We start from the raw sequence: 23,587 nt of genomic DNA on the forward strand, positions 1-23,587 counted from the left end.
TCCGTTCGGTGAGGAGAGCGATCGATCGGGATCCGATCACTTCGCCTTGGCGGCGGACGCCTCGGCCTTGGCCTTCCTGGTGGCGGCCTTCGCGGCCTTCCGCTCGGCCTTGGCCGCGGCCTTCGCCTCGGTCTCGGCGGCGGTGGTCACCGCGAACCGCTCCTTGAGCCGGACGGCCTTGCCCGACCGCTCGCGGAGGTAGTAGAGCTTGGCCCGGCGGACCTTGCCCGACCGCTTCACCACGATGTCCGCGATCCGCGGCGAATGGACCGGGAACTTCCGCTCCACGCCCTCGCCCTGGACGATCCGGCGGACGACGAACATCTCGCGCGTGCCGCTGCCGGAGCGGGCGATCACCACGCCGTTGTAGACCTGGATGCGCTCCTTGTCGCCTTCCAGGATCCGGACGTGGACGTCCACGGTGTCGCCGATCTCGAACTTGGGCACGGTCGGCTTCAGGGAGGTCTCTTCGACCAGGGTCATCAGGCGGTTCTGCATCGCACTTTCCTTTCCCGGCACCGTCGGCGGTTCTCGACGCTCGCGGACGGGGGCTCGATTCCGAGGATCATTCAAGGCGTAGGATTCGGGGGCGGTGAGGGCCGGCGGTGCTCCCGTCGCCAGCGGGCAATGGCGGCGTGGTCGCCGCCGAGCAGGACGTCGGGCACGGCCCTTCCCCGGAACTCCCGGGGCCGCGTGTACTGGGGATACTCGAGGCCCCCGTCGGGGCCGAAAGACTCATCCACGGCACTCTGGTCGTCGCCGAGCACCCCGGGGACCAGTCGGACGACGGCGTCGATGACGACCATGGCCGCGACCTCTCCTCCGGATAGCACGTAGTCGCCGACCGAGAGCAGGCGCGGCGAGAGGGTCTCCAGGATCCGCTCGTCGAAGCCCTCGTACCGGCCGCAGAGGAGGATGAGCCGGCGCCGGGTGGCGAGTTCCGCCACGGCGTCCTGGGTCAACCTGGGCCCCTGCGGAGAGAGGGCGATCAGCTCTCCGTCCGGCTCCGCGACGGCCCGCACGGCCTCCGCGGCGGCGACGACCGGGGGGGCCATCAGGACCATCCCCGGCCCCCCCCCGAACGGCCGGTCGTCCACCTGCTTGTGCTTGCCCTCCGCCCAGTCGCGGAGGTCCCAGCGCTCGATCGCGACGAGCCCCTTGTCGATCGCCCGGCGCACGATCGTCTGACCGAGGAATCCGTCCAGGATGGCCGGGAACAGGGTCAGGACATCGATGCGGAGCGTGGGCGAGGCCATGGCGGTCGCGAGCTCCCGCCTCAGTTCGCCTCGGTGGCGGCCGGGGCCGGGGTAGCCGGCTTGGGCAGCGCCCACGGCTCGCCCGGGGCCGGCTTCTTCACGCCGTGCTTGCGGAGCAACGCCGAGACCTTCTCCGACGGCTGCGCGCCCACGCCCAGCCAGTAGCGAAGGCGATCGACGTTCAGGACCGTCTGGGTCTCTGCATTGCTGCTCATGGGGTCATAGTGCCCCAGCTCCTCGATCGAGCGTCCATCCCGCGGGGTGCGGGAATCCATCGCGCAGATCCGGAAGAAAGGGCGATGCCGCCGCCCCATCGACTTCATTCGAATACGAACCACTCGCGTTCTCCTCTCGCTCGCTGACGTTGATGCCTACCGTTCGTGTCCTGGGAATCGAATTCAATCGCTATGGGCCGCCTGGTGGCGGGGGCCTCGATCCGCCCTCTCCGGGTCTTGACGGCCATGTCCGCGAGCCCGGCCCTTGCCGCGAGGGCTCGCGCCGCGGGGCCGTCCGGTCCGTTCGCCGGCAGGGGATCGGCGGCCCGTCGGTCGATCAGGTGGGGCGGTCTCTCTCCTCGCGGCGACGCTTCCGCTCCTCTTTCTCGCGTTGCTTGCGCAGCTTCTCTCGCTCCTTGGGGGAGAGCCGCTTGCCCGTGCCGACCTTGGGGGCGAAGATCCGGGCCGCGGGGTTGTTGGCGGCGGCCCGCCCCAGGCCGGTCAGGGCCTTGAACTTGTCGAACATGCTCATCTGGGACATCGACCGGACGATCGCCGCCATGCTGTCGAACTGCTTGACCAGCCCGGAGACGTCCGCCGGATCCACGCCCGCGCCGGCGGCGATCCGCCTCCGCCGCGCCATGTCGATGAGATCGGGCCGGGTCCGCTCCGTCGGCGTCATGCTGTCGATGATGCCCTGGATCCGCTTGATCTCCCCCTCGGCATCGAGATTCCCCATCTCGCCGGAGAGCTGATTGAGGCCGGGGATCATGCTCATGAGCTCCTTCACGGAGCCCATCTTCTTCATCTGGACGATCTGCTGGCGGAAGTCGTTGAGGTCGAACTTCCCCTTCGCGAGCCGCTCCTGCTGGCGACGGGCCTCCTCGACGTCCACGGCCTGCTGGGCCCGCTCGACGACCGAGACGATGTCCCCCATCCCCAGGATCTGGCCGGCCAGCCGCTCCGGGGCGAACGGGTCGAGCTGGTCGAGCTTCTCGCCCTTGCCGACGAACTTGATCGGGACGCCGGTCACCTTGCGGACCGAGAGTGCCGCGCCGCCGCGGGCGTCGCCGTCCAGCTTGGTCAGGATCACGCCGTCCAGCTCGAGGGCCTTGTTGAAGGCCTCCGCCGAGGCGACGGCATCCTGGCCGGTCATCGCGTCGCAGACGAAGAAGACCTGGTGCGGCTTCACCTTCTTCTCGATCTGCACCAGCTCCGCCATCAGGTCGTCGTCGACGTGGAGACGGCCCGCCGTGTCCAGGATGATCGTGTCGCAGCCCTGGCGATTCGCCTCGACCAGCGCGTCCTGGCAGACCTTCACGGGGTTCGAGCCGGTCTCGCTGAACACCGGGACGTTGAGCTGGCCACCGATCACCTTGAGCTGCTCGACGGCCGCCGGGCGCTGGAGGTCGGCCGCCACGAGCATGGGCCGACGCCCCTGCCCCGCGAGCATCCGCGCCAGCTTCCCGCAGGTCGTCGTCTTGCCGGAGCCTTGCAGCCCGCAGAGCATCAGCACCGTCGCGCCGGCCTTCTCGAACCGGACGGTCGGGTCCGCCGCTCCCATCAGCTCGATGAGCTCGTCGTGGACGATCTTGACGATCTGCTGCTCCGGCCGGACGGCCTTGATCAGCTCCGTCCCCACGGCCTTGGCCGTGACCCGGTCCATGAACTCCTGGACGACCTTGAAGTTGACGTCGGCCTCGAGCAGCGCGGTGCGGACCTCGCGCAGCCCCTCCTTCATGTTCGCCTCGGTCAGCAGGCCGCTGACCCGAAAGCGACGGAAGGCCGTCCCAAGCCGTTTCTGGAGGTCGTCAAACATGAAGGATCACACCAGGCGTTCAGCGATCGCGAAGGAAAAAAGTATACCGACAGTTCATCCCAACGGCAACGCCTCGTACAGGCTGCGCCGCGAGAACGACGCCCCGCCGGGGTCCGAGCCACGACTTCCACGCCGCCCCGCCGCGGTCCCTCGACCCCATGACGGCTCGGACTTGCATCCTTCGGCGACGATTATAACAGGAAGTCCGGCCGGAATCACCGGTGACGCGGCCGATCGGGGACGCATCCGAATTCTGAACAGAAGTATCGATGAGCGCAATGGCCGTGCTCTGCTACCATGCGATCTTCCCACAGCCCCGCAGGAAGCGACGCCGCCGGGCGGACGAGATCCGTCCGAGATCAGGAGAAGCACGGATGAATCCAGGCGACCTTGATTTCTTCTCGACCCGCGACCTGATCGACGAGTTGCTCCGGCGCACCACCTTCCAGGGCGTGATCATCCACGCCAAGCAGGAAGTCCGCACCCCTTCCTGGCAGGGTGAACGCGTCTTCTCCGTCCGCCACAGCGCCAATCTCGACGCCGGAGAGGCCGGCCGCCTGATGGACGTGGTCCGCCCCCATCTGCCGACCTTGCCCTGACCACGCAAGAACGCGGGCGCGCGCGCGTGCCCGCGTTCTCAGATCGATGAGTTTGCTGGTTGTTCTTGCTTGCGGGCCCGATCAGGACGACCTGCTCGTCCGGGCCGGATTCCGCTCGACGACCACATCATCCCCTTCAACGGGAACGTCGATCGGCCCGGTCGTGCGGGCGGTGGTGGTTGTCTCGCGACCCTCGGCATAGGTGGATGCAGGCCTAGATGCCCCGGCTGGCCCGGCGGACGAGGAGGACGCGGCCGAGCCGCGGGTGCTCATGTCGTAGGCGCCATACTGGCGGAGGATGGAGGACGCCTCGGCGGCCCTTCCGTCCGCGGAGACGGTGACGATGGTCCGGCCGGCCTGGAACTCCTCGTCGTAATACCTGGCCTCGTGCTCCGGGATCCCCGCCCCGATCAGCGTGCCGATGAGGCCGGCGATCCCCGCGCCCGCCGCGGCGTTCGTGAGGATGACGCCGAGCGTCCCGGCCGTGATTGCCGGCCCGACCACGGGGATGACTCCCGCGAGGACGCCCAGCCCGGCGAGGGCGCCCAGGCCAAGCCCGGTGACCGCGCCCGCCAGCGCACCGGTCGTCGCCTGCGACTCCTCGCCCGGGGAGCCGGTCGAGGCGATTTCCCGCTCGTCGGACCGCATCGCCACGCCGATCTGGTCCTGTCGAAAGCCCGCCTTGATCAGGGCGTCGAGGGCCTTGTCGGCCTGGACTCTATCGTCGAAAACGCCCACGATCGTCGCCTGCTGCTTCGCGGCAGCCATGCTCATTCTCCTGGTTGGATCGTCATGGGGGGACATCCAACCTCTCGGGGAGGCGGGACGTCCCGGACACAGAAGTCGACGATCAATAACGCAAAGCGAATGCCGCGAGTGGCGTCGAGGCCGACGGATTGGATTAATTCGGATCAACACTCAGGGCGTGTTTGATCCCTCGCTACTGGCCGGGGGGCGATCCGCCAGACCTCAGGCGATCACGTCCTTGCGCAGGGATTGCAACCAGGCGAAGAGCGGCCTGGGCGTGCCGTCGCTGCGGAAGATGCCGGAGTGCGGATAGACGTGCGGTTGCGCGTCGGACGCGCTCATCCAGGTCACGGATCGGACGAAGGGCTTGGCCAGCCCGAGCGCCAGCCAGCGGGCCCCCCAGTTGGACTGGAGGGCCTCATCGGGGGCCGACGGCCACTGGGGGACATCAACGGCGATCGACGGGTCGGCCTGCGGGTCCGGCCCCACACCGGCCGGCACGGCCATCATCAGGTGCAGGGGCACATTCAGGAGGGAGTACAGGTCAAGGAGCCTGGAGAGGTCGAAGAGATCGCGGAGGTGGCTCCCGGGCGTCGTGTAGCCCGGCGCGATCTCGAGGGCGATGCTCGAGATCCCCAGGTCGGAGCGGAGCAGGTAGTCGCAGAGGTGGAGCGGGCCGAGCTGGAAGTGGCTCTGGCTCATCCATTCCGCCCAGGGCCGGTCGATGCCGATGCTGAACTGGGCCGAGGGATCGGCCTGGCGGGCCGTCTGGATGGCCCGGGCGGTGATCCGGATCTGCTCCTCCTCGGACAGGCCGAGGATCTCCTGCGAGGCGGGCCGATGGACGACATGCCAGTGCGGCACCTTCCCCCGGTAGCGGAGGACCGCCTGGCGCACGAACTCGATGACGAATCCGCCGATCGCCTCGTGATCCCCTTCCCAGAGCCAGATCCAGTCCGGCAGGGCCGCGGCGCGGAACTCGATCAGGGGGCCGCCCTCGACTTCGAGACGGTTCTTGCGGCACCAGGCGAGCCGGGCATCGAGCTGGTCCCAGCGGTATTTCCCCTCCGAGGGCGCGAGCTGCCTCCAGGAGACGCCGAGCTGGCAGGCGTTGAATGCCGACGGCCACTGGGCGGTCCCCGCCGTCTTGTCGGGATCGCTGGAGAGCACGCAGCCGAGGTGCGTGGACAGCTTCCCCGTCGCCGACAGGCGGTTCTGGAGGATCTGCGAGAGATACGCCTCCGTCAGCAGCTCACCGGCGCGACTCGAGGCTTCCAGGCTCGCCTGCGAGGCCGTGAGGCAAGCCTCGGCGTCGTCGCTGGAGAGCGCGGCGGCCACGAAGCCCTTGTGGGCGCTGGAGATGGCCGCGGAAAGCTCCGGGGCGATCCGGAGGCCGAGCTGCACCCAGTCGGCCATCTGATTGCGGACGTCGTTGAGCTTCCCGCGGGCGAGCTCCAGGGCCAGGACATAGGGGGACTGCCGCTCGGCGAGGGTGGCCGTGCCGACGATGGGCATGCCATACCCGGCTATCGGCCAGGGGACGAAGAGGCGTCCGCTCTCGGTCGTCTCCCGGAAGCAGGACATCAGTCCGTTGCGAAATTCGACGCTCAACCGGGCGGGGGTCCGGTCCAGGCCCGTGACGTAGGCCTTGCGGAAACCCGGAAGCCGGCGTGCCACGTCATTCGCCGGGAGATTAAACTTGAGGACCCCCATGCCGCCCTTTATCCAACCAAGGACCCTCGGTCCGCCACGTGCGCCCGACGAAGCCGGGCGGCCGGCTCGCCGCGACCGTTCCTAGAATATACTGCTTATCGACCGCTGACCAGACTCCCGGACGGCCATAACGCCCCTCGAGACGGTTCCTCCACCTCACCGGCCGAATAATCCTCCATCGGCGCGGGGCGGGTGGCCAATTCCCTCGGGCCCGCGGCGTGGTTAACCTGTTGCGAGCAAGGAACGACCCCCACTCCCGCCCGCTCGAGTCCTCCGCCATGCCCAAGGTGCTCATCGGCCCTCACCTGATCCGCCATCAGCCCGGCCCCTTCCGCGACGTGCTGAACCAGGCCGGCTTCACGGTCGTCGATCCCGAGGCCGGCTTCGTCATGACCGACGAGGATTACCGGGCCCACCTCCCCGACGTCGATGCCGTGATCGCCGGCGGCGAACCGCTCCGCGGCGAGGTCATCGACCTGGCGCCGCGGCTCCGCGTCATCGCCCGGACGGGAGTGGGCTACGAGAGCGTGGACCTGGCGGCGTCCAATCGCCGGAAGATCGCGGTCGTCATCACCCCGGGCACCAACCAGGACAGCGTCGCCGAGCAGGCCTTCGCCCTCCTCCTCGCCCTCACGCGCAACGTCGCCCACAGCACCGAGGCCATCCGGACCGGCGGCTGGGATCGACGGCTCGTGACGCCGATCCGCGGCAAGACCCTCGGCCTCGTCGGCCTCGGCCGGATCGGCCAGTCGGTCTGCTCGCGGGCCCGCGCCTTCGGCATGGACCTGGTCGCCTGCGACCCGGTGGCCGGCGACTCGATCTTCGAGCAATCCGGGGCCCGCCGCGTGGACCTGCCGGAACTCCTGGCGGTCTCCGATGTCGTCAGCCTCCACGCCCCTCTAAACGACCAGACGAAGGGCCTGGTCGATCGCGAGTTCCTGGCGGCGATGAAGCCCGGATCCTATCTCATCAACACGGCGAGAGGCGGCCTGGTCGTCGATGAGGACCTGCGCGACAGCCTGACCTCCGGCCATCTGGCCGGCGCGGGGCTCGACGTCTTCAGCGTGGAGCCGCCGGGCCCGGAGAACGTCCTGATCAAGCTGCCGAACGTCGTCCTGAGCCCTCACGTGGGGGGCACCGACAGCAAATCGATGAGCGATATGGCGGAACTCGCCGCCCGGGCCATCGTCGAGCTTTTCCGGGGCGGCTGGCCCGAGGGATGCGTGGTCAACGAGGAGATCCGCCCGGGCTGGCGATGGTGATGATGATGGACCGAAGGACAGGGAGGAATGCCTGTCCCCCGAGTTCCCATCGCGCGATTCAGGGGCACGCGGACGAAGGGCAGACCCTTCGGTCTGCCCTTCAACTCGCTCTTCCGGATCAGACCTGGAACGAGGAGCCGCAGCCGCAGCTCTTGACCACGTTCGGGTTATTGAACACGAACCCGCGCTTCTCCAGCCCGTCGTAGAAATCCACGACCGTGCCGTCGAGGTAGGGATCGAACTTCTTCTCGACCGCGAGCTTGACGCCGTGTGCCTCGATCACGCGATCACCATCGCTGGTGCCGGTGTCGAAGTTCAGGCTGTAGGCGAACCCGCTGCAGCCGCCCCCCTGAACGCCGACGCGGAGGACCGTCCCCTCGGGGAGGTTCTGCTCGGTGATGATCTTCTTGACCTCGCCAGCGGCCTTCTCAGTCAGGGTCACACCCATCGAATCGGCTCCTTTTCTGCTCGTCGTAGAATCCAGGGACTGCGTCCGGTGAGCGTTCGGTCGCGATACCTTATCATATCGCGGGGTCAAACCTCACCGTCGGTTTTTGAAAACGTCCACGCGGCGCTCAGCCTCCTCAGCCGGCCGACGGCCGCCGCGACCGACTCGACGGCGAACTCGATCTCCTCCGCCGTCGTGAATCGACCCAGGCCGAACCGCAGGCTGGCCCGGGCCATGTCCTCGTCCAGTCCCATCGCCAAAAGGACGTGGCTCGGCTCGGGATCGACCGACGTGCAGGCGGCGCCCGAGCTCACGGCCACGTCCCGCATCGCCATCATCAGCGCCTCGCCGTCCACGTAGGCGAAGCTCAGGTTCAGGTTCCCGGGAAGCCGCTCGGTCGGATGGCCATTGAGCTGAATCTCCTCGACCCGCTCGGCGATGCCCCGATGCAGCCGGTCCCTCAGGTCGCGGAGCCGCGTCGATTCCTCCGCACGTTCCTGGCCCGCAAGCTCGAGGGCCTTCCCCAGCCCGACCACCAGGGGCACGGGGACGGTCCCGCTCCGCATCCCCCTCTCGTGCCCGCCGCCGTGCATCTGGGGGGCGAGCCGCACCGCCGGGTCCCGCCGGCGGACGTACAGGGCACCGACCCCCTTGGGGCCGTAGACCTTGTGTCCCGAGAGGCTCAGCAGATCCACGTTGTCCTCGTTCACGTCCAGCGGGACCTTCCCCACGGCCTGCGTGGCATCCGTGTGGAACGGGACCCCGCGCTCGCGACAGAGCCGGCCGATCTCCCGGATCGGGTTGATCGTCCCGACCTCATTGTTGGCCGCGATGACCGAGACGATGGCCGTATCGGCCCGGATCGCGGCGGCAACCCGCCCCGCCTCGACCCGGCCGGCCTGGTCGCATGGGACGACCGTCACCTCCCAGCCCTCACGGCCGAGATACCGCATGGTGTCGAGGACCGCCTTGTGCTCGACCGCGGTCGTGACCAGGTGCCGACGCTTGGTCCGGGACGACTCGGCCACCCCCTTGATCGCCAGGTTGTTCGCCTCGGTCGCCCCGGACGTGAAGACGATCTCCTTCGGATCCGCACCCAGGGAGTTCGCGACAGCCTGGCGGGCCCCGTCCACGGCCTCCGCCGCCTCCCAGCCGAAACGGTGCGAGATGCTCGCCGCGTTGCCGTAAACCGCGTCGAAGTACGGAAGCATGGCTTCAACCACGCGAGGGTCCGTCCTGGTCGTCGCGTGATTGTCGAGATAGATCGGTAGCTTCAGCACGTCCCGCCTCGAGGCCATCGATCCGGCCCTGGGATTTCCCCATCATATTCGTCGCCATTTATTTTATGGCGCGGGCGCGCGGTATTCAATTCGTCCGCCCGGAATCCGGGTTGTTGAAATCTGGTCCCCGGGTTAAAAAGTCGGCATCCGGAAGCACTCTCCCACCGATTCGAAGCGGCATCAGGCATGGAGGCCACGATGACCTACGACCGAGATCAGGCGGCGGAGGAATTCGCTCGCTGGAGCGAGAGCTATGACCGCTGCGTCCTCCAGTGGCTCCTCTTCGGGCCCTCGCATCGGGCGCTCATCCGCCGGATTCGCTCCGTGGCGGGCGATCGGCCGTTCCGGGTCCTGGACGTCGGCTGCGGGACCGGGCTATTCGCCTCGAGGATCCGTACCGCCCTCCCCGCCGCCGAGGTGGTCGGCATCGACCTGGTGCCGGAGATGCTGGCCCGGGGTCGCCGCCGCTGGGATTACCTGGCCGACAACGTGATCCCGGTCCGGGGCGACTCGGAGCGGCTTCCATTCGCCGCCGGCACGTTCGACTTCGTCACCTGTGCCAACAGCTTCCACCACTATCCCAACCAGGGGCGGGCCGTCCAGGAGATGCAGCGAGTCCTGCGTCCCGGCGGGCGACTGCTGATCATCGACGGCTATCGCGACGCCCCCTGGGGATGGTTCATCTACGATGTCTGCGTCACCTACCGCGAGGGGAACGTCCACCACGCCTCCTCTCAGCGCTTCCGCGACCTGATGGGAGCGGCGGGATTCCAGGCCGTGGCCCAGAAGGTGCACCGCGGCCTCGCCCCCTTCCTGCTCAGCGAGGGCGTGGTTCCGGAATCCATCCCGAGCATCCCCGCCCCCCACTTCCGCGTCCGGCAGACCGTGGACGCCTAAGCCGACGACGTTCCGAACCCCCGCGGTCCATGACGTCAGCTTGCGGGCGGCACCATGATCGTCCCCTTGAGCTGGGCGGAAACCGTCGAGCTGGTGCTGAGCGCGTTGAAGGTTCCCTGAATTGTGTACGTCCCCGAGGCGCCGGCCAGCAGGCCCGTGCCGTTGGAGATCTGCACCTTCACCGTGAAGGGAACCTTGGCCAGATTCTTGGACTTGCCCAGGGTCAGTGTCCCCGCGGAGGTGTCCGTCCCCGAGGCGCTCGTGAGCGTGACGGTCAGCCCGGACAGAACAAGCTTCGAGCGTCCCACCGTCTGCAAGAGCGAGAGCGGCGCCGTGCCGGTCGCGGAGATCGTCACGTTCCCGAGCTTCTTGTTGCCCGACTTCCCCTGGAGGCTCGCTGCCAGGTTCACCGTGTCGGCATCGATCTGCTGGGCCAAAGTCCCCTTCACGTTCCCGGCCAGGACAAGCTTCTGGGCCTTCGGAGCCTTCGCGAAGTGGGCGGCCTGTTCACGGAGGGGATTCGCGATCCCCGTCGACAGCAAGACCCTCTCCTCCACGCCCTCAACGGCAAGGCTGACCTTCTGGACTTTTCGGCGAGCTCTCTGTGAACCAGGCCACATCGTCATTCTCCTTGGTGCAGATCCAGTCGTCCCGGGCAGAAACGTCCTGCAAGTCTGGGAGACCAGAATTGCGGGTTAGGGAGATTGTATCAGCCGGACAAGCCCAGTGTCGATAAAATGGGCAAAATGAGGCATCCGAGAGTCCGCGAATCCCAACGACGAACGACGAACTTGATACATCCGTGCACACCAGGCGGCGTGAACGTCTGGTATCCAGCGACCCGTCCGGTGGGCAATGCGGGAGCCCGCCAGGCTTCATGTCGAAGCGGCGGTGCCGGGCAGGGTCACCACCGGGGGTCTTCATCGTTCGGGACCAGGAACGTCCGCTGACTCGGGACACCATCGACGGTCGCCCCGGCATGGCTGTACGACGGCGAGTGCGTGAGGAACTCGGCGGGAAAGTTGAGGATCGGCTTCGACACGTCGTTGAGCGAGACCATCTGGTCGCGCGTGAGCGTCAGGTCGAACGCCCTGAGATTGGCCTCCAGTTGCTGTAGCGTTCGGGCGCCAATGATGACGGAGCTCACCCCCGGCTGGTCCTTCAGCCACGCGAGTGCCACGGCCGAGGGATCGGCGTCGCATTCGGCGGCGATGCGGCCGACCACATCGATGATGTCGTATTGCGTCTCGGTGAGGTTTCCGAGCCGCTGCCCTCGCAGCCCCTCCATCTTCTTCCCGTTGGCTCGCGTGTACTTCCCCGCCAGGGCGCCGCTCTTGAGCGGCGACCAGGGGAGGACGCCGAGGCCGAGCTCGGAAGCCATGGGTGTTAGCTCGCCTTCGACCGTCCGTTCCATCAGCGAATACTCGATCTGGAGCGCGATCAGGGGAGCCCAGCCGCGGAAATGAGCCATCACCTGCGCCTGGGCGACCTTCCACGCCGGGGCGTCGGAGATGCCGATGTAACGCACCTTGCCGGACCTGACCAGGTCGTCCAGCGCGCTCATCGTCTCCTCGATGGGCGTGAAGCGGTCCCAGTTGTGAAGGTAGTACAGGTCGATGTAGTCCGTCTGCAGGCGTCGCAGCGATTCCTCGCACTGCGCCACGATGGCCTTCCTCCCCGCCCCGCCCCCGTTGGGATCGTTGGCGAAGAGATTCATGAAGAACTTGGTCGCGATCACCGCGCGATCGCGCCGGCCCTTGCCCTGCCGGAAGAAGTCCCCGATGATCGTCTCGGAGTGTCCGCGGGTGTATCCGTTCGCCGTGTCGATGAAGTTTCCGCCCCGATCGAGGTAGTGTGCGAGTATCGCTTGGGAGTCCTCCACGCTCGCGCCGACGGGGCCGAGGTCCTCGCCGAAGGTCATGGCCCCGAGGCAGACTGGACTGACGCGAAGCCCGGAACGGCCGAGCGTGATATATGAGTTCAGCGACATTGGCTGGCTCCATTCCTGTTTCGAGCTTGAGGGCCCGGTTCGGTCGTTTGAAGGTTCATCACCAGGGGAGCGGTCCGGCTGAATTCGAGAACGTGCCCGTCGGGCCGTCCGCCCCCAACAGCGCCAGCCGCACGGGCTCGCGGGCGCCTTCCTCGAGGGTCTGAGTGCCCGAGTAGTTGTTGAGGTTCGTCCTGGTGTAGCCCGGGCAGGCGGCGTTGACCTTGATTCCGGTCGATTCGAGCTCGATGGCCATGGCGACCGTCATCGCGTTGAGGGCCGTCTTGGAGGCCGCGTAGCCGGGGCCGAAGATCGCGCGATACGGGTAGTCCGGTTCCGAGGTCCTTGTGAGAGAGCCGACGCCGCTCGAGACGTTGACGATACGGGCCGCCGGCGCCTCGCGAAGGAGCGGGAGCATCGCCTGAAAGACGGCCAGCGGGCCGAACACGTTGGTCTCCCAGATCGCGCGAACCTCGTCGAGGGACACCTTGCTTGCTGTGCTCGTCCTGGCGTACTCCTCGACGGTCATCCCGGCCGCCCTGCCCGTATTCGAGATGGCCGCGTTGTTGACCAGCACGTCGAGGCGGCCGAATTCCCTCCGGATGGATTCCGCCGCCGCCGCGATCGAGTCCCGATCTGTCACGTCGAGCTGGAGCGCGCGGGCATCCGCCCCGATTTCCCTGGTCGCCTCCTCCCCGCGTTTGTGGTCGCGTGAACCGACGAGCACGATCAAACCGTGCGCCACGAGATCCTTCGCGATCTGGAAGCCGATCCCCTGGTTGGCCCCCGTGACCAGGGCGACGCGTTTGTCCGACATGCTGGAGCTCTCCCCATGCGAATTGTGGTCAACCCCGCCGGGCTCTGATACAACTGGACCCAGGCGGAACTGCGCTCCGTTAATATTCGGAACAACGTTCCGCTTGTCAAGGGGGCGATCGTGAGCGGGAAGGCCGAAGGTCCGGAGTCGACCGGCCGGTCGGAACGGCGGCTGCGAGCCGACGCCCGGCGCAACATCGACGCGTTGCTCGAGGCGGCCAAGGCCGTGTTCCTGACCTCGGGCGTGGACGCCCCGGTGCGCGAGATCGCCGAGAAGGCTGGTGTTGGCATCGGCACGATCTATCGGCATTTCCCGCATCGATCGGACCTGGTCGTGGGGGTCTTCCAACGTGAGGTCGACGCCTGCGTGGACGCGGCCTCGGCCCTGGCCGCCGAACACGAACCCGACGAGGCGCTGGCCCGATGGATCCGGCGGTTCGTCGAGTTCATCTCGGCGAAACGCGGACTCGCGGCGGCCCTCCACTCGGGAGACCCGGCTTATTGCGCCTTGCCCGCCTACTTCCAGGAGCGGCTGCTGCCCGCATTCCGGGGGTTGATGGAGGCGGCGGTCGCGGCGGGCCAGATTCGAAGCGGCGTCGAGCCTTACGGTTATCTGCTGGCGGTCGCCAGCCTATGCACGCCGAGCCATGACCTGGGGCCCGACCACGCCCGGCGGATGGTCGATTTGCTCATCGACGGGCTGCGTTACAGGGCATCGGAGGCGTAGCCGGGATCGCGGCCCGACGAGTCCCGAACAACGACGTGATCACACGTGTGAGCGATTGATCCGGACGGGCGAGGCCTCCCGCTTCCGTCGGAATCCGGAGCGGCTTCGTGAGCGCCGGCCTCCCCCGCGGATCGCACTGGCGTACAACGTTGGGGACTGCGTCCGTCAATTGTGGCCCAGAGCTTGGGAGCCTGCTCGGAGGCGTCCAGCAAGCCGCGGATCACGGCGACGACGCCGGCAACGGCCTGGCCGTAAAGGTCCAGCCGCGAACCGGCGTCGTGGAAGCCCCGCGAGTCCCGGCTCAGGAAACACACGCGGGCGTTCGCGGTGATCAGCCGGAACGCCCGCTCGTGGGAGTCGAGGGCTTCGATGATCGCCCCGGCATCGCGACGAGCCGGGCGATTGGGCTCGGCCGGAATCCCCATGGCTGCCCGCTCCCGCACGCAAGGAGCCGGCGAGTCGCGGCCCCCCGGGCCGGCACGCGTGGCGCCGGCCGGGGCGGGATCTGGCTCACATCGACTTGATCACGGCGTCGCCGAACTCGCTGCACTTCACCTGCGTGGCGCCGTCCATGAGGCGGGCAAAATCGTAGGTGACGGTCTTGGCGCCGATGGCGCCGTCCATGCCCTTGATGACGAGGTCGGCGGCCTCGGTCCAGCCCATGTACCGGAGCATCATCTCGCCGGAGAGGATCACCGAGCCGGGGTTGACCTGGTCGAGGTCGGCATACTTGGGGGCCGTGCCGTGGGTCGCCTCGAAGACGGCGTGGCCGGTGACGTAGTTGATGTTGCCGCCGGGGGCGATCCCGATGCCGCCGACCTGGGCGGCCAGGGCGTCCGACAGATAATCGCCGTTGAGGTTCATCGTGGCGATCACGTCGAACTCCGCGGGCCGGGTCAACACCTGCTGGAGCGTGATGTCGGCGATCGCGTCCTTGACGAGGATCTTGCCGGCGGCCAGGGCGGCCTTCTGCTCGGCATTGGCGGCCTCCTCGCCCTGGGCGGCCTTGGTCTTCTCCCACTGCGACCAGGTGTAGGTCGCGTCCGGGAACTCCCTCTCGGCGAGGGCATATCCGTAATTCCGGAAGGCGCCCTCGGTGAACTTCATGATGTTCCCCTTGTGGACGATCGTCAGGCTCTTCCGGTTACTGGCGATCGCGTACTCGATCGCGGCCCGGATCAGCCGGTCGCTCCCCTCGCGGGAGATCGGCTTGATGCCGATCGCCGAATCGTCCGGGAAGCGGATCTTGTCGTACAACTTGGGGAAGTTGTCCTTGAGGAAGGCGATCACCTTCTTGACGTCGGCGGACCCTTCCTCGAATTCGATCCCGGAGTACACGTCCTCGGTGTTCTCGCGGAAGATGACCATGTCCACGGCCTCGGGCCGCTTCACGGGCGAGGGAACTCCCTGGAACCATCGGACCGGGCGCAGGCAGACGTAGAGGTCGAGCAACTGTCGGAGCGCGACGTTGAGCGACCGGATCCCGCCGCCGACGGGGGTCGTCAGCGGGCCCTTGATGCCGACGAGGTACTCGCGGAAGGCCGCGACGGTCTCATCCGGGAGCCACGTCGAGAAGAGCTTGTGGGACTTCTCGCCCGCGTAGACCTCCATCCAGCGGATCGCCTTCTTGCCGCCGTAAGCCTTCTGGACGGCCGCATCCAGGACGCGGACGGAGGCCCGCCAGATGTCCGGCCCGGTGCCGTCCCCCTCGATGAAGGGGATGATCGGCTGGTCCGGGACGCTCAGCTTGCCGCTCTCGATCGTGATCCGCTGGCCCCCGGCGGGGACCTCCGGCTTCGGGCTCGCCATCAATCTCGCTCCTGGAAGGACGTCACGCCTATCTCGCTGTCGATGCTCATCTTGGAGCAGTCACCGGCCATCTTCCAGACCGGCGGCGAGGGTGTCAACGATCGCTTCCGCGACCGGCCTCGGCGGAGAGCCAGATGTCCCGGGTCGCGTCGTGGTGCGCGTGCCCCCACTCCGTCGCGCGATCGAGGATCCCGAGGCGAGCCGCCCGGTCGGCCCGGACCGCCTCCAGGAAGATCGCGGCGAGCCCCCGTTCGGGGAGCTCGGAGGCCGCGACGCGCTCGAGCTCGACGACGGTCTGGGGATCGGGGCGGGGCTGAACGGCCAACGTGTAGAGCGCCCAGAGCCGGACGACCGGATCCTCGCCGCGGCAAAGCTCTCCCAGCCGTTCGCGCGAGAGCGTGTGCCCCCCGGTCGAGGCCAGGGCCAGGGGCCGCAGGAGCGCCAGGCGGAGCCAGTCGGGCCAGTCCGGGCTCCTCGCCACGGCGGTGGCGAATCCCCGAGGGTCGGTGGCGACGAGCTCGCCGCCGATGCCCTCGGCGAGCATGCAGCGGGCCCGGGCGGGGAGCCGGCGGTTCAGCGCCAGGTCCCAGAGCTGCCGAGGCTCCACCCGAGGATCCCCGGCCAGCCGGGCCGCCGCCTCGACCCGCCGGGCGTCCGGTTCTCGAGGATCGTTGAGGACATAAACGTCCTTCCAGACGTCGCGGAGCGTCCAGGCTCGGTAGCCGAACCACCCGAGCAATCCGGCCAGGATAAGCAGCCCGCCCGCTCCAAGGTAGAAGAGCCCCCCATATCGCTCGGCCTGGCTCCGACGAGGCGTCTCCGTCGGGGGACCGCCTTGAAGAATAGGAAGACTGGGAAAACGAGGCGAGCCCGGATCGGTCGGAGTCATGGTCGGTTCATCCCCATTCCGGGTCGGCCGCGCGAGGAGGAATGATCCGAGGCGGCCGGTCATCGAGTCCTGTCGATTCCCGCGGCCGATCTTTGACCGGCCGCGGGAAGCAATCTATGGTTATCTTAGCAAAGCCCCATCAGACGCGAGGTCCCGGACCGAAACCCGTTCTCAACCTCAATCGAGGCCCCGCCATGCGAAGGCTGCTCTCGAGACTCCGCCGGGATGATGAGGCGGCCACCGCTGTGGAATATGCCATAATGCTGGCCCTCATCCTGATTGCGGTCATGACCGCAATCAACGCCATCGGCTCGACGTCTTCCGGCATCTGGGCCACGGATACCAGCAACATCACCTCGGCCATCGGCGGCTCCTAGTCGGAAGCCCTTGACTGGACCGGCCTTCCTCACCCGGACTCGCCCCTCTAGAATGGGTGCGAGGACGGGCGAGACGTATGAAGCTCAAGCGCAAGCCGGAAGATTTCGTGGTCGAGGAGCGGATCGCTGTGCGGCCGGCGGAACGGGGTCGTTTCGCCCTCTACCGGCTCCGCAAGCGGGGGATCGGGACGATCGAGGCGGTGGAGTTGATCTGCCGCCGCTGGAACCTCGCCGGCCGGCGCGTCAGCTACGGCGGCCTGAAGGATCGACATGCGGTGACCGTCCAGTATCTCACGATCCTGGAAGGCCCCGACCGTGCCATTCGGGATGCGTCCTTCGATCTCGAGCCGATGGGACGCCTGGAATTTCCCTACGGCCCCCAGCACTTCGACGGGAACCGGTTCGGGCTGGTCCTCCGCGACATGGCGCCCGCCGAGGCCGCGAGGGCACTGGAGACGCTCGAACGACTTCCGACGGACGGCCTGCCGAACTACTTCGACGACCAGCGGTTCGGGTCGGTGGGCTTCTCCGGCGAGTTCATCGGCCACGCCTGGCTGCGCGGGGATCACGAGCGAGCCCTCCGGCTGGCGCTGGCCGAGCCCACTCCCTTCGACCGCTCAGGCGTCAAGGCCCAGAAGGCGATCCTCCGCGACCACTGGGGTGACTGGGCCGCGGCCAAGGGGCGGCTCGATCGATCGTCGACGCGGAGCATCGTGACCTACCTGGTCGACCACCCCCAGGACTTCCGCGGGGCCTTCGCCCGGCTCAAGCGCGAGCTCAGGACCCTCTATTTCTCGGCCTTCCAGAGCCACCTGTGGAACCTCCTTCTCTCGGCCTGGATCACGGCGATGACGGCGCCGGGGCGGCGCGTGACGCTCGATTTGAAGGTCGCCGAGCTGGCCTTTCCGCGGGACCTTGACGGCGACCAGCAGCAGATCTTCCGGGCCGCGTCCATCGTCCTGCCCTCGGCCCGATCGCCGGAGCCCGCCGATCGCTTGGGGGAGCTCGTCCGCCAGGTCCTGCTTCCTTTCGGAGTCGAGTGGAGGGACCTGAGGGTCCGCCACCTCAAGGACGTCTTCCTCTCCAAGGGCTCACGAGCCGCGATGAGCTACCCGGCGGACCTCGAGGCCGCGATCGAGGACGACGACCTGCATCCCGGGCGCAAGGCGCTCCGCACCGGCTTCTCGCTGGGCAAGGGCTCCTATGCGACGATCCTGGTGAAGCGGATCACGGATGCCGCCGGGCCTTCGATCGGGCCGGGGGGGACGTCATGAAAGTCAACGCGAGCGTGAACGTCCTTTACGAGGACAATCACTGCCTGGTCGTCGACAAGCCGGCGGGGTTGCTCTCCCAGGGGGACGCGACGGGTGATCCCAGCCTGGTGACGTGGGCCACCGGTTACCTGAAGGCTCGTTACAAGAAGCCTGGGAACGTCTACGTCGGCCTGGTCCATCGCCTGGACCGTCCGACGTCGGGAGTGGTCCTGGTGGCCAGGACGAGCAAGGCGGCGGGACGGCTCTCGGAGCAGTTCCGGGTCGGGCAGGTGGAGAAGGTCTACCTGGCGGTCGTGGAAGGTTCGCCGATTCCGCCGGAAGGGGTCTGGCTGGACGTGCTCGAGAAGGACGCGGAGCAGAACCGGGTGCACGTCGTCGGACGCCCGGGGGGAAGCCGCCGGGAGCGGACTGCGGAGGTCGCCTACCGGGTGATCGAGCGATCCGGCGACCGGTCCACGATCGAATTGAGGCCCGCGACCGGGCGCAGCCATCAGTTGAGGGTCCAGCTTGCGGGGCGAGGGCTGCCGATCTTCGGGGACCGCAAGTATGGGGCGTCCGGGGTGCTCACGGCCTCGGACGGGGGCCGTCGGATCGCGCTCCACGCCAGGGAGTTGACCTTCAACCACCCGACGCGCGGCGTCGCGATGACGATCCGTGCACCGCTGCCGGCGGACTGGCCCGCGCTGGCCGTTCGTTGATCCCGGTGATGCGTCAGGAGGCCGGGGAAGGCTTCGGCGATCCGGCCGAGGGGGCCGTGCCGGCGGCCGGGGGAGTTGCGAGACCATCCACGTAATTGGTGGCGGCGAGCCAGCCCTCCGCGCCCTTCAGGCCGATGTCCTCCGCCTCGCGGCGGGCAACCTCGCGATCGAGCCGATCGAGCGTGATCCGCCGGACGTACCAGAGCGCGCCGGCGCGGCTGCCGTCGGAGTCGAAGAAGTAGAGGGGCCGAGCGTCGCCGTCGGCGATCTCGAAGTTGAACCGGGAGACCTGGTCGCGATCGATCGCGCGGGTGCCGCTGGGCAGGGCGATGTAGCGGAGGCCGCGACGGGCGGCCTGGGTGATCAGCACGGCATTCGCGTCGGACGGCTCGCGGAGGTCGACGAGGGTCCGATACCCGCGATCGGCCAGCCAGTCGAGGCCGGCCTGGGTCGGGACGCTGCCGCCGGCGAGGCGGCCGTCGACGACGGCGAAATGGGCGATGCCCGGCGCCGCGCCCGGGCCGGGTGCCGCGTCGGGGGCCTCGCGAAGATTGACGGCCGCGGCCGGAGCCGCGGCGGGATTGACGGTGGACGCGGGGGCCGGTGCCTGGGCCTTCTTCTCGCGGACGGCGGCGGGGGCCACCGGCGGAGTCGCGCCGCGCTCCGTGACCTCGCTGGGGAGATCGAGGGGCGGCATGTGATCCAGGACGCTGTCGCCGTCCGCACTGTCCTGGCCGCGGTTCGCGGTCTGGGTCACCTCCTGTGCCGGCCGCGAAGCCGGCACAGGCGTGGAGAGCAGCGTATGGGCGAGGTTCTCGCCCCGACCCCGCCCCGACGACTCGGGGCGGAGCGTTTCATACGTGGAACTCGTCTTGCCGCCGTTCGGGGGCGGGATGCGACCGGAGGCGCGACTCTGGGGAGCATTCCCCGGGGTGGCCGAAGGGAGCGCCTCGAGCTGCGAGTCCGGCGACATGACGTTGGACGGCGTGGAGGCCGGCGGGACGACGACGGACGGCGTGACCACCGCCCCGGGCGTGACGACGGTCTCGGTGGGGACCGCGCTGGGGAAGCAGCCGCCGTCGGAGACGACTTCCGTCCCGCAGGGAGCCGCCCCGCAGGGGCTTGAGCCGCGGTGGAAGACCTTGCTGGTCGTCCGGCCGACGAAGCCGCAGGGGCTGAACGGCCCGGACTTGCAGCCGGACTGGATCAGGCAGGCGGCCGCCACGAACCCCAGTACAACGAGGCGACGGCCCTGCCCGCCGGGCAGGCCGGGCCTCCCGCGGCCATGCCCGCGAGGACCGAACCATTGCAAGCAGAACATCGAAGAAGTCTCCCGTTCTCCGGCATCCCCGGGCGATCCATGAAGCGCCTCGCGACCTCGATCGGGAACGAACGCGAGCTGCGGTCCCGCCGCGATCGCGTCGCGACGGCGACCGTCACTCGCCGGACGGCCGGCGTGCCGGCGCGTCGCGCGGAGGGGGACTCGTCGCCGTGATTCGGAGGGGAAGGTGCGCATCGGGATGCTCGGGGTGCCTACTCGACGGATCGTTGAAGTTTCCCGGACGCGGCGACGGGTTGCGGACGAGGCAGAGGGTGCAACCCTGGCCGACACCCCGGATCGCTCCGGGCTGTCGCTGAAACTTAGCCGACGTTCGCGGGGTTGCCAAAGATTCGTGAGCCCTTCTAAGATGAGGCCGCAAGCGTACATCGTGCAGCCGTCAAAGTTTCCCCGGCTTCAACCCGAATCGCAGCCCTCGATGTCGGAATCCCCCCCTCCGAGCCCCGCAGGACCGACAACACCCGCAAGGTTCACGTCACGCATCGCCGCCGTCGTGACGGCCGTCGCCGCGATCGTCTTCGCCGCGGAATTGAACGACAAGCCCTTCGTCGACGAGTACGCCTACATCACCCAGTCGTACCAGCCCGACCTGCTGCTGGACGGTAAGCGCGACGACCCGCACTGGCTCGAGTTCCTCTCCTTCGATCTCGTGCCCGTCCCCAAGTACATGATCAACGCCGCCTTCCGCGCGACCGGCACCCCCCGCCCGACCGCCCGCGACGCGTTGGGCTGGTATCAGAACACCGAGTCGCGGTGGAAGTCACGCCGCGAACTGATCATCGCGAGGTTGCCGTTCGTCTGCTCGGCCGCCGCGGGTTGCGCGGCGATGTACCTGCTCGCCAGCCTGGCGATCGACCCGACGATCGCGCTCCTGGCGGCGGGGATGCTGGCGATCAACCCCCTCTACCGCCTTCACGCCCACCGGGCCATGTCGGAATCGCCGTGCGAGACATTCCTGATGCTGGCCCTCCTGATCGGGCTGACGGCATGGACGCGCTGGTGGTCCGCGCGAGGCCGGGCGACGACGGCCTGGATCCTCTGGATCCTCACCGGGGTTGCCGCCGGACTCTCCGTGCTCGCCAAGTTCAACGGCCTGCTCGCGCTGTTCACGCTGGCCTCGTGGGGCGGCCTCGGCCTCCTGGCCCCGCATGGCGCATCGCCCGTGCGAAGGGCCGGCCTGATCGCCGGGATCGGCCTGGCGGTGGCCGTGGCCGCGGCGACGTTCCTCGCGTTGAACCCGTTCATGACGGCGAGGCCCGGCGGCCCCCTGCCCCCGGCCATTCGGTCGCTTGCCGAGCAAGGTCCGTGGTCGCGGTTCCGGTTCCTCATCGATCAGCGAAGGTCGTCGTCGAGCTCGCAGCAGACGATGTTCCCGCACAACGCGCTCGTCGACCCGATCGAGCGTGTGAAGGTCGTCGTCGTGCAGGGATTCGGCCGGTTCGGCCTCTTCGGGGCGCCGAAATCCGACTCGACGATCCGGTATGACGTGCAGGACCTGGGGGCGCTGCTCTGGCTGCCCTTGGTCCTCGCGGGCGTGATCCGGGCCATCCGCCTCGGCATGGCCCAGCTCGCCGCCAACGAGCCCCCCACGGCCCTGGCGCTGGTCCTCTGGGCCGCGGTCACCCTCGCCGTCGTGACGGTGTATATCCCCATGGCCTGGGATCGATACCTGCTGCCCATCCAGGCGCCGCTCACGCTCCTGGCCGCAATCCCCGTCCGCGAGGCACTCGCCCGCGTCAAACCATGATCGGCGACATCAAGATGCAGCGGCGCTGGAACCGCGTCCGGATCTCGGCCTTCCTGATCCTCCTGGGCAGCTTCGCGTTCTTCCTGCATGCCCGCGACTGGAACACGGCCAGCCGGCTTGTCCTCACCTACGCGATCGTGGACCACGGGACGGTCTGCCTGGACGGCTACGAGCGGCAGACCGGCGATATCGCGCGGTTCCAGGGCCATTACTACGGCGACAAGCTCCCCGGCTTCTCCCTGGCGGCCACGATCCCTTACGGTGTCGGCAAGGCCGCCGCGGGCTTCGAACCGCACCCTCGGGGAGTGGAAGGGCTCAAATTCTGGCCGGCCGACGCGTGGATCACGCTGGCCACCTCGGGCGTGGCGACCGCCGCGACGGCGATCCTCCTGATGGGACTCGCACGGGACCTGGGATGCCCGCCGGGCCGCGCCTCGCTGATCGGCCTGGTGTACGGGCTGGCGACGCCGGCGTACGTCTATGCCACGCTTGCCTACGGGCATCAACTCTCCGCCCTCTGCCTCCTGGCGTCCTTCTACCTGCTCCACCGGCCGCCGGTCGCCCGGCGATCCGACGGCTGGCGGATGGCCGCGGCCGGATTCCTGGCCGCCTACGCGGCGGTCGTGGAGCTTCAGGTCGGCCCGGTCTCGGCGATCCTGGGACTTGACCTCCTGGCCCAGTGCCTGGGCCGTCGCCGCCCCGGGATGGACCTCGCGTCGTTCGCGGTCGGAGCCGCGATTCCGACCCTGATCCTGCTCGGGTACAACCTGCTGGCGTTCGGCTCCCCCTGGGAGATGGGGTACTTCCACCACGCGACCGAGGAATTCGCCCGCGTCCATAGCCGGGAAAATCCCCTGGGCCTGCGGCCGCCTGACCTTCGCCTGATCCTCCCGCTCCTCTGGGGCGAACATCGCGGGCTGCTCTTCTACGCGCCGATCCTGGCCCTCGCGCCGATCGGCTGGATCGCCCTGATCGCCCGAGGCCGGATCTCCATGGGGCTTGTCTCGTTCGCCGCCTCCGCGGCCATCTTCGTCGTCAACCTCAGCTACCCCGAATGGACCGGAGGATGGTCGACAGGGCCGAGGCTCCTGACCCCCCTGCTCCCGTTCGCGATGATCCCCGTCGCCGGTCTCCTGGGCGCCACGTCGGCCGGTCGAATGGGGCGAGGGGTATTCCTCATCGCCGGGGTGCTGGCGGTGTGGGGAGCCGCGGTGATCCTCCTCTGCCAGGGCGTCGGGGCGCGGATCCCGCAGGACATCGCCCGGCCGATCCGGGATTTCGTCTGGCCGATCTGGACCGGGCGGAACACGGCGCCCGGCTGGTGGTCGAGCGAGCCCTTCGCGAGGAATCTCGTCTCGGCGCGGTTCCCTCGCTGGGTTGCCTCGTTGCCGGCCGACCTGAAGGGAATCCAGTTCCTCCCCCTGGTCCTGGCGCAGGGGGTGGCCATCGGCGTGCTGTCGCTGCTGATGGGACGATCCGAGCCCGAAGGCGGAAGCCGTCCAGGCACGTCCTCAGACCTGGGTATTGATCAGGAGCAGGAGCGCCGTCGAGCCGATCAGGATGCCGAGGATCCAGAGGCAGAGTCGGAGCGAGCTGATCCAGATCCGGGGCCATGACTCGTAGCGTGAGGCTTCGTACACGAGGCTGATGGCCACGACCAGCGGCAGGACGAGCCAGTAGACGTTTGC

25 protein-coding genes are annotated in these 23,587 nt (G+C 68.3%); 10 read left to right on the forward strand and 15 right to left on the reverse strand.

The features are described 5' to 3' along the window. Nucleotides 1-36: 36 nt before the first annotated feature. The 4 genes from rplS to ffh form a co-directional block, all read right to left on the reverse strand. Nucleotides 37-498, reverse strand: a complete 462-nt coding sequence (rplS, locus tag G6O54_RS13020) for a 50S ribosomal protein L19 (RefSeq protein ID WP_165225839.1) — start codon at nucleotides 496-498, stop codon at nucleotides 37-39. Between the two features lie 71 nt (nucleotides 499-569). Further along, nucleotides 570-1,256 carry a tRNA (guanosine(37)-N1)-methyltransferase TrmD gene (trmD, locus tag G6O54_RS13025; RefSeq protein WP_165225842.1) on the reverse strand — a complete coding sequence of 229 codons (687 nt, stop codon included), beginning with the start codon at nucleotides 1,254-1,256 and terminating at the stop codon, nucleotides 570-572. A gap of 20 nt (nucleotides 1,257-1,276) precedes the next feature. Continuing rightward, nucleotides 1,277-1,594 carry a 30S ribosomal protein S16 gene (gene rpsP / locus G6O54_RS13030; protein ID WP_250846867.1) on the reverse strand — a complete coding sequence of 106 codons (318 nt, stop codon included), beginning with the start codon at nucleotides 1,592-1,594 and terminating at the stop codon, nucleotides 1,277-1,279. A gap of 214 nt (nucleotides 1,595-1,808) precedes the next feature. Beyond that, entirely contained in the window at nucleotides 1,809-3,290 is a 1,482-nt protein-coding gene (ffh, locus tag G6O54_RS13035) for a signal recognition particle protein (protein ID WP_165225845.1), read from the reverse strand. Between the two features lie 374 nt (nucleotides 3,291-3,664). On the opposite strand from ffh, the gene G6O54_RS13040 reads away from it, so the two are divergent. Further along, nucleotides 3,665-3,889, forward strand: coding sequence for a hypothetical protein (locus G6O54_RS13040; protein ID WP_165225848.1), 225 nt, complete (start codon nucleotides 3,665-3,667; stop codon nucleotides 3,887-3,889). Nucleotides 3,890-3,970: 81 nt separating this feature from the next. Here the strand turns inward: G6O54_RS13040 and G6O54_RS13045 are convergent, their stop codons facing one another. Together G6O54_RS13045 and G6O54_RS13050 are read right to left on the reverse strand one after the other, a co-directional pair. Then, entirely contained in the window at nucleotides 3,971-4,657 is a 687-nt protein-coding gene (locus G6O54_RS13045) for a general stress protein (RefSeq protein WP_205678759.1), read from the reverse strand. Between the two features lie 201 nt (nucleotides 4,658-4,858). After that, nucleotides 4,859-6,349 carry an endo-1,4-beta-xylanase gene (locus G6O54_RS13050; protein ID WP_165225851.1) on the reverse strand — a complete coding sequence of 497 codons (1,491 nt, stop codon included), beginning with the start codon at nucleotides 6,347-6,349 and terminating at the stop codon, nucleotides 4,859-4,861. 278 nt (nucleotides 6,350-6,627) lie between these two features. On the opposite strand from G6O54_RS13050, the gene G6O54_RS13055 reads away from it, so the two are divergent. Next, complete coding sequence (locus G6O54_RS13055; protein ID WP_165225855.1) at nucleotides 6,628-7,611, forward strand: phosphoglycerate dehydrogenase; 984 nt, start codon at nucleotides 6,628-6,630, stop codon at nucleotides 7,609-7,611. A 118-nt stretch (nucleotides 7,612-7,729) separates the two neighbouring features. Here the strand turns inward: G6O54_RS13055 and G6O54_RS13060 are convergent, their stop codons facing one another. Both G6O54_RS13060 and G6O54_RS13065 read right to left on the reverse strand, forming a co-directional pair. Further along, nucleotides 7,730-8,059 carry a HesB/IscA family protein gene (locus tag G6O54_RS13060; protein ID WP_165225868.1) on the reverse strand — a complete coding sequence of 110 codons (330 nt, stop codon included), beginning with the start codon at nucleotides 8,057-8,059 and terminating at the stop codon, nucleotides 7,730-7,732. An 86-nt stretch (nucleotides 8,060-8,145) separates the two neighbouring features. Then, complete coding sequence (locus G6O54_RS13065) at nucleotides 8,146-9,339, reverse strand: IscS subfamily cysteine desulfurase (protein ID WP_165225871.1); 1,194 nt, start codon at nucleotides 9,337-9,339, stop codon at nucleotides 8,146-8,148. Between the two features lie 198 nt (nucleotides 9,340-9,537). Between G6O54_RS13065 and G6O54_RS13070 the strand changes: the two genes are divergently transcribed. Next, entirely contained in the window at nucleotides 9,538-10,236 is a 699-nt protein-coding gene (locus G6O54_RS13070) for a class I SAM-dependent methyltransferase (RefSeq protein ID WP_165225874.1), read from the forward strand. A gap of 35 nt (nucleotides 10,237-10,271) precedes the next feature. On the opposite strand, the gene G6O54_RS13075 is transcribed toward G6O54_RS13070, so the two are convergent. The 3 genes from G6O54_RS13075 to G6O54_RS13085 form a co-directional block, all read right to left on the reverse strand. Then, a complete protein-coding gene (locus tag G6O54_RS13075) occupies nucleotides 10,272-10,856 on the reverse strand; it encodes a hypothetical protein (protein WP_165225877.1) in 585 nt (194 codons plus the stop codon). 284 nt (nucleotides 10,857-11,140) lie between these two features. Next, nucleotides 11,141-12,226, reverse strand: coding sequence for an aldo/keto reductase (locus G6O54_RS13080; RefSeq protein ID WP_165225880.1), 1,086 nt, complete (start codon nucleotides 12,224-12,226; stop codon nucleotides 11,141-11,143). A 58-nt stretch (nucleotides 12,227-12,284) separates the two neighbouring features. Next, nucleotides 12,285-13,040 carry an SDR family oxidoreductase gene (locus G6O54_RS13085; RefSeq protein WP_165225883.1) on the reverse strand — a complete coding sequence of 252 codons (756 nt, stop codon included), beginning with the start codon at nucleotides 13,038-13,040 and terminating at the stop codon, nucleotides 12,285-12,287. 120 nt (nucleotides 13,041-13,160) lie between these two features. On the opposite strand from G6O54_RS13085, the gene G6O54_RS13090 reads away from it, so the two are divergent. After that, complete coding sequence (locus tag G6O54_RS13090) at nucleotides 13,161-13,766, forward strand: TetR/AcrR family transcriptional regulator (protein ID WP_205678761.1); 606 nt, start codon at nucleotides 13,161-13,163, stop codon at nucleotides 13,764-13,766. On the opposite strand, the gene G6O54_RS38815 is transcribed toward G6O54_RS13090, so the two are convergent. The 3 genes from G6O54_RS38815 to G6O54_RS13105 all read right to left on the reverse strand — a co-directional run bounded on the left by G6O54_RS38815 (nucleotide 13,745) and on the right by G6O54_RS13105 (nucleotide 16,464). After that, nucleotides 13,745-14,191 carry an isocitrate dehydrogenase kinase/phosphatase AceK regulatory subunit gene (locus tag G6O54_RS38815; protein ID WP_165225886.1) on the reverse strand — a complete coding sequence of 149 codons (447 nt, stop codon included), beginning with the start codon at nucleotides 14,189-14,191 and terminating at the stop codon, nucleotides 13,745-13,747. The two genes, G6O54_RS13090 and G6O54_RS38815, sit on opposite strands and share 22 nt — an antisense overlap. 85 nt (nucleotides 14,192-14,276) lie before the next feature. Further along, nucleotides 14,277-15,575 carry an NADP-dependent isocitrate dehydrogenase gene (gene icd / locus G6O54_RS13100; RefSeq protein ID WP_165225889.1) on the reverse strand — a complete coding sequence of 433 codons (1,299 nt, stop codon included), beginning with the start codon at nucleotides 15,573-15,575 and terminating at the stop codon, nucleotides 14,277-14,279. Nucleotides 15,576-15,669: 94 nt separating this feature from the next. Then, nucleotides 15,670-16,464 (reverse strand): hypothetical protein, encoded by a 795-nt coding sequence (locus G6O54_RS13105; protein WP_165225892.1) that lies wholly within the window; start codon nucleotides 16,462-16,464, stop codon nucleotides 15,670-15,672. Nucleotides 16,465-16,658: 194 nt separating this feature from the next. On the opposite strand from G6O54_RS13105, the gene G6O54_RS13110 reads away from it, so the two are divergent. The 3 genes from G6O54_RS13110 to G6O54_RS13120 all read left to right on the forward strand — a co-directional run bounded on the left by G6O54_RS13110 (nucleotide 16,659) and on the right by G6O54_RS13120 (nucleotide 18,813). Continuing rightward, nucleotides 16,659-16,841 carry a Flp family type IVb pilin gene (locus G6O54_RS13110; protein ID WP_205678762.1) on the forward strand — a complete coding sequence of 61 codons (183 nt, stop codon included), beginning with the start codon at nucleotides 16,659-16,661 and terminating at the stop codon, nucleotides 16,839-16,841. 77 nt (nucleotides 16,842-16,918) lie between these two features. After that, complete coding sequence (gene truD, locus G6O54_RS13115; RefSeq protein ID WP_165225895.1) at nucleotides 16,919-18,115, forward strand: tRNA pseudouridine(13) synthase TruD; 1,197 nt, start codon at nucleotides 16,919-16,921, stop codon at nucleotides 18,113-18,115. Then, nucleotides 18,112-18,813, forward strand: a complete 702-nt coding sequence (locus G6O54_RS13120; RefSeq protein ID WP_165225898.1) for an RluA family pseudouridine synthase — start codon at nucleotides 18,112-18,114, stop codon at nucleotides 18,811-18,813. Before truD ends, G6O54_RS13120 begins: the two co-directional genes overlap by 4 nt. Nucleotides 18,814-18,826: 13 nt before the next feature. Here G6O54_RS13120 and G6O54_RS13125 read toward each other — a convergent pair whose 3' ends face one another. Beyond that, nucleotides 18,827-20,134 carry a fused DSP-PTPase phosphatase/NAD kinase-like protein gene (locus tag G6O54_RS13125; protein WP_165225901.1) on the reverse strand — a complete coding sequence of 436 codons (1,308 nt, stop codon included), beginning with the start codon at nucleotides 20,132-20,134 and terminating at the stop codon, nucleotides 18,827-18,829. A 39-nt stretch (nucleotides 20,135-20,173) separates the two neighbouring features. On the opposite strand from G6O54_RS13125, the gene G6O54_RS38350 reads away from it, so the two are divergent. The 3 genes from G6O54_RS38350 (at nucleotide 20,174) to G6O54_RS13135 (ending at nucleotide 23,515) form a co-directional block, all read left to right on the forward strand. Next, a complete protein-coding gene (locus tag G6O54_RS38350; protein WP_256368980.1) occupies nucleotides 20,174-20,308 on the forward strand; it encodes a hypothetical protein in 135 nt (44 codons plus the stop codon). 262 nt (nucleotides 20,309-20,570) lie between these two features. Beyond that, on the forward strand, nucleotides 20,571-21,899 hold the full coding sequence (locus G6O54_RS13130) for an ArnT family glycosyltransferase (RefSeq protein WP_165225917.1): 1,329 nt from the start codon (nucleotides 20,571-20,573) through the stop codon (nucleotides 21,897-21,899). Beyond that, a complete protein-coding gene (locus G6O54_RS13135; protein ID WP_205678763.1) occupies nucleotides 21,896-23,515 on the forward strand; it encodes a glycosyltransferase family protein in 1,620 nt (539 codons plus the stop codon). Before G6O54_RS13130 ends, G6O54_RS13135 begins: the two co-directional genes overlap by 4 nt. Nucleotides 23,516-23,587 lie beyond the last annotated feature (72 nt).

This window comes from Aquisphaera insulae (genome assembly GCF_011064615.1).
Taxonomy (GTDB): Bacteria; Planctomycetota; Planctomycetia; order Isosphaerales; family Isosphaeraceae; genus Aquisphaera; species Aquisphaera insulae.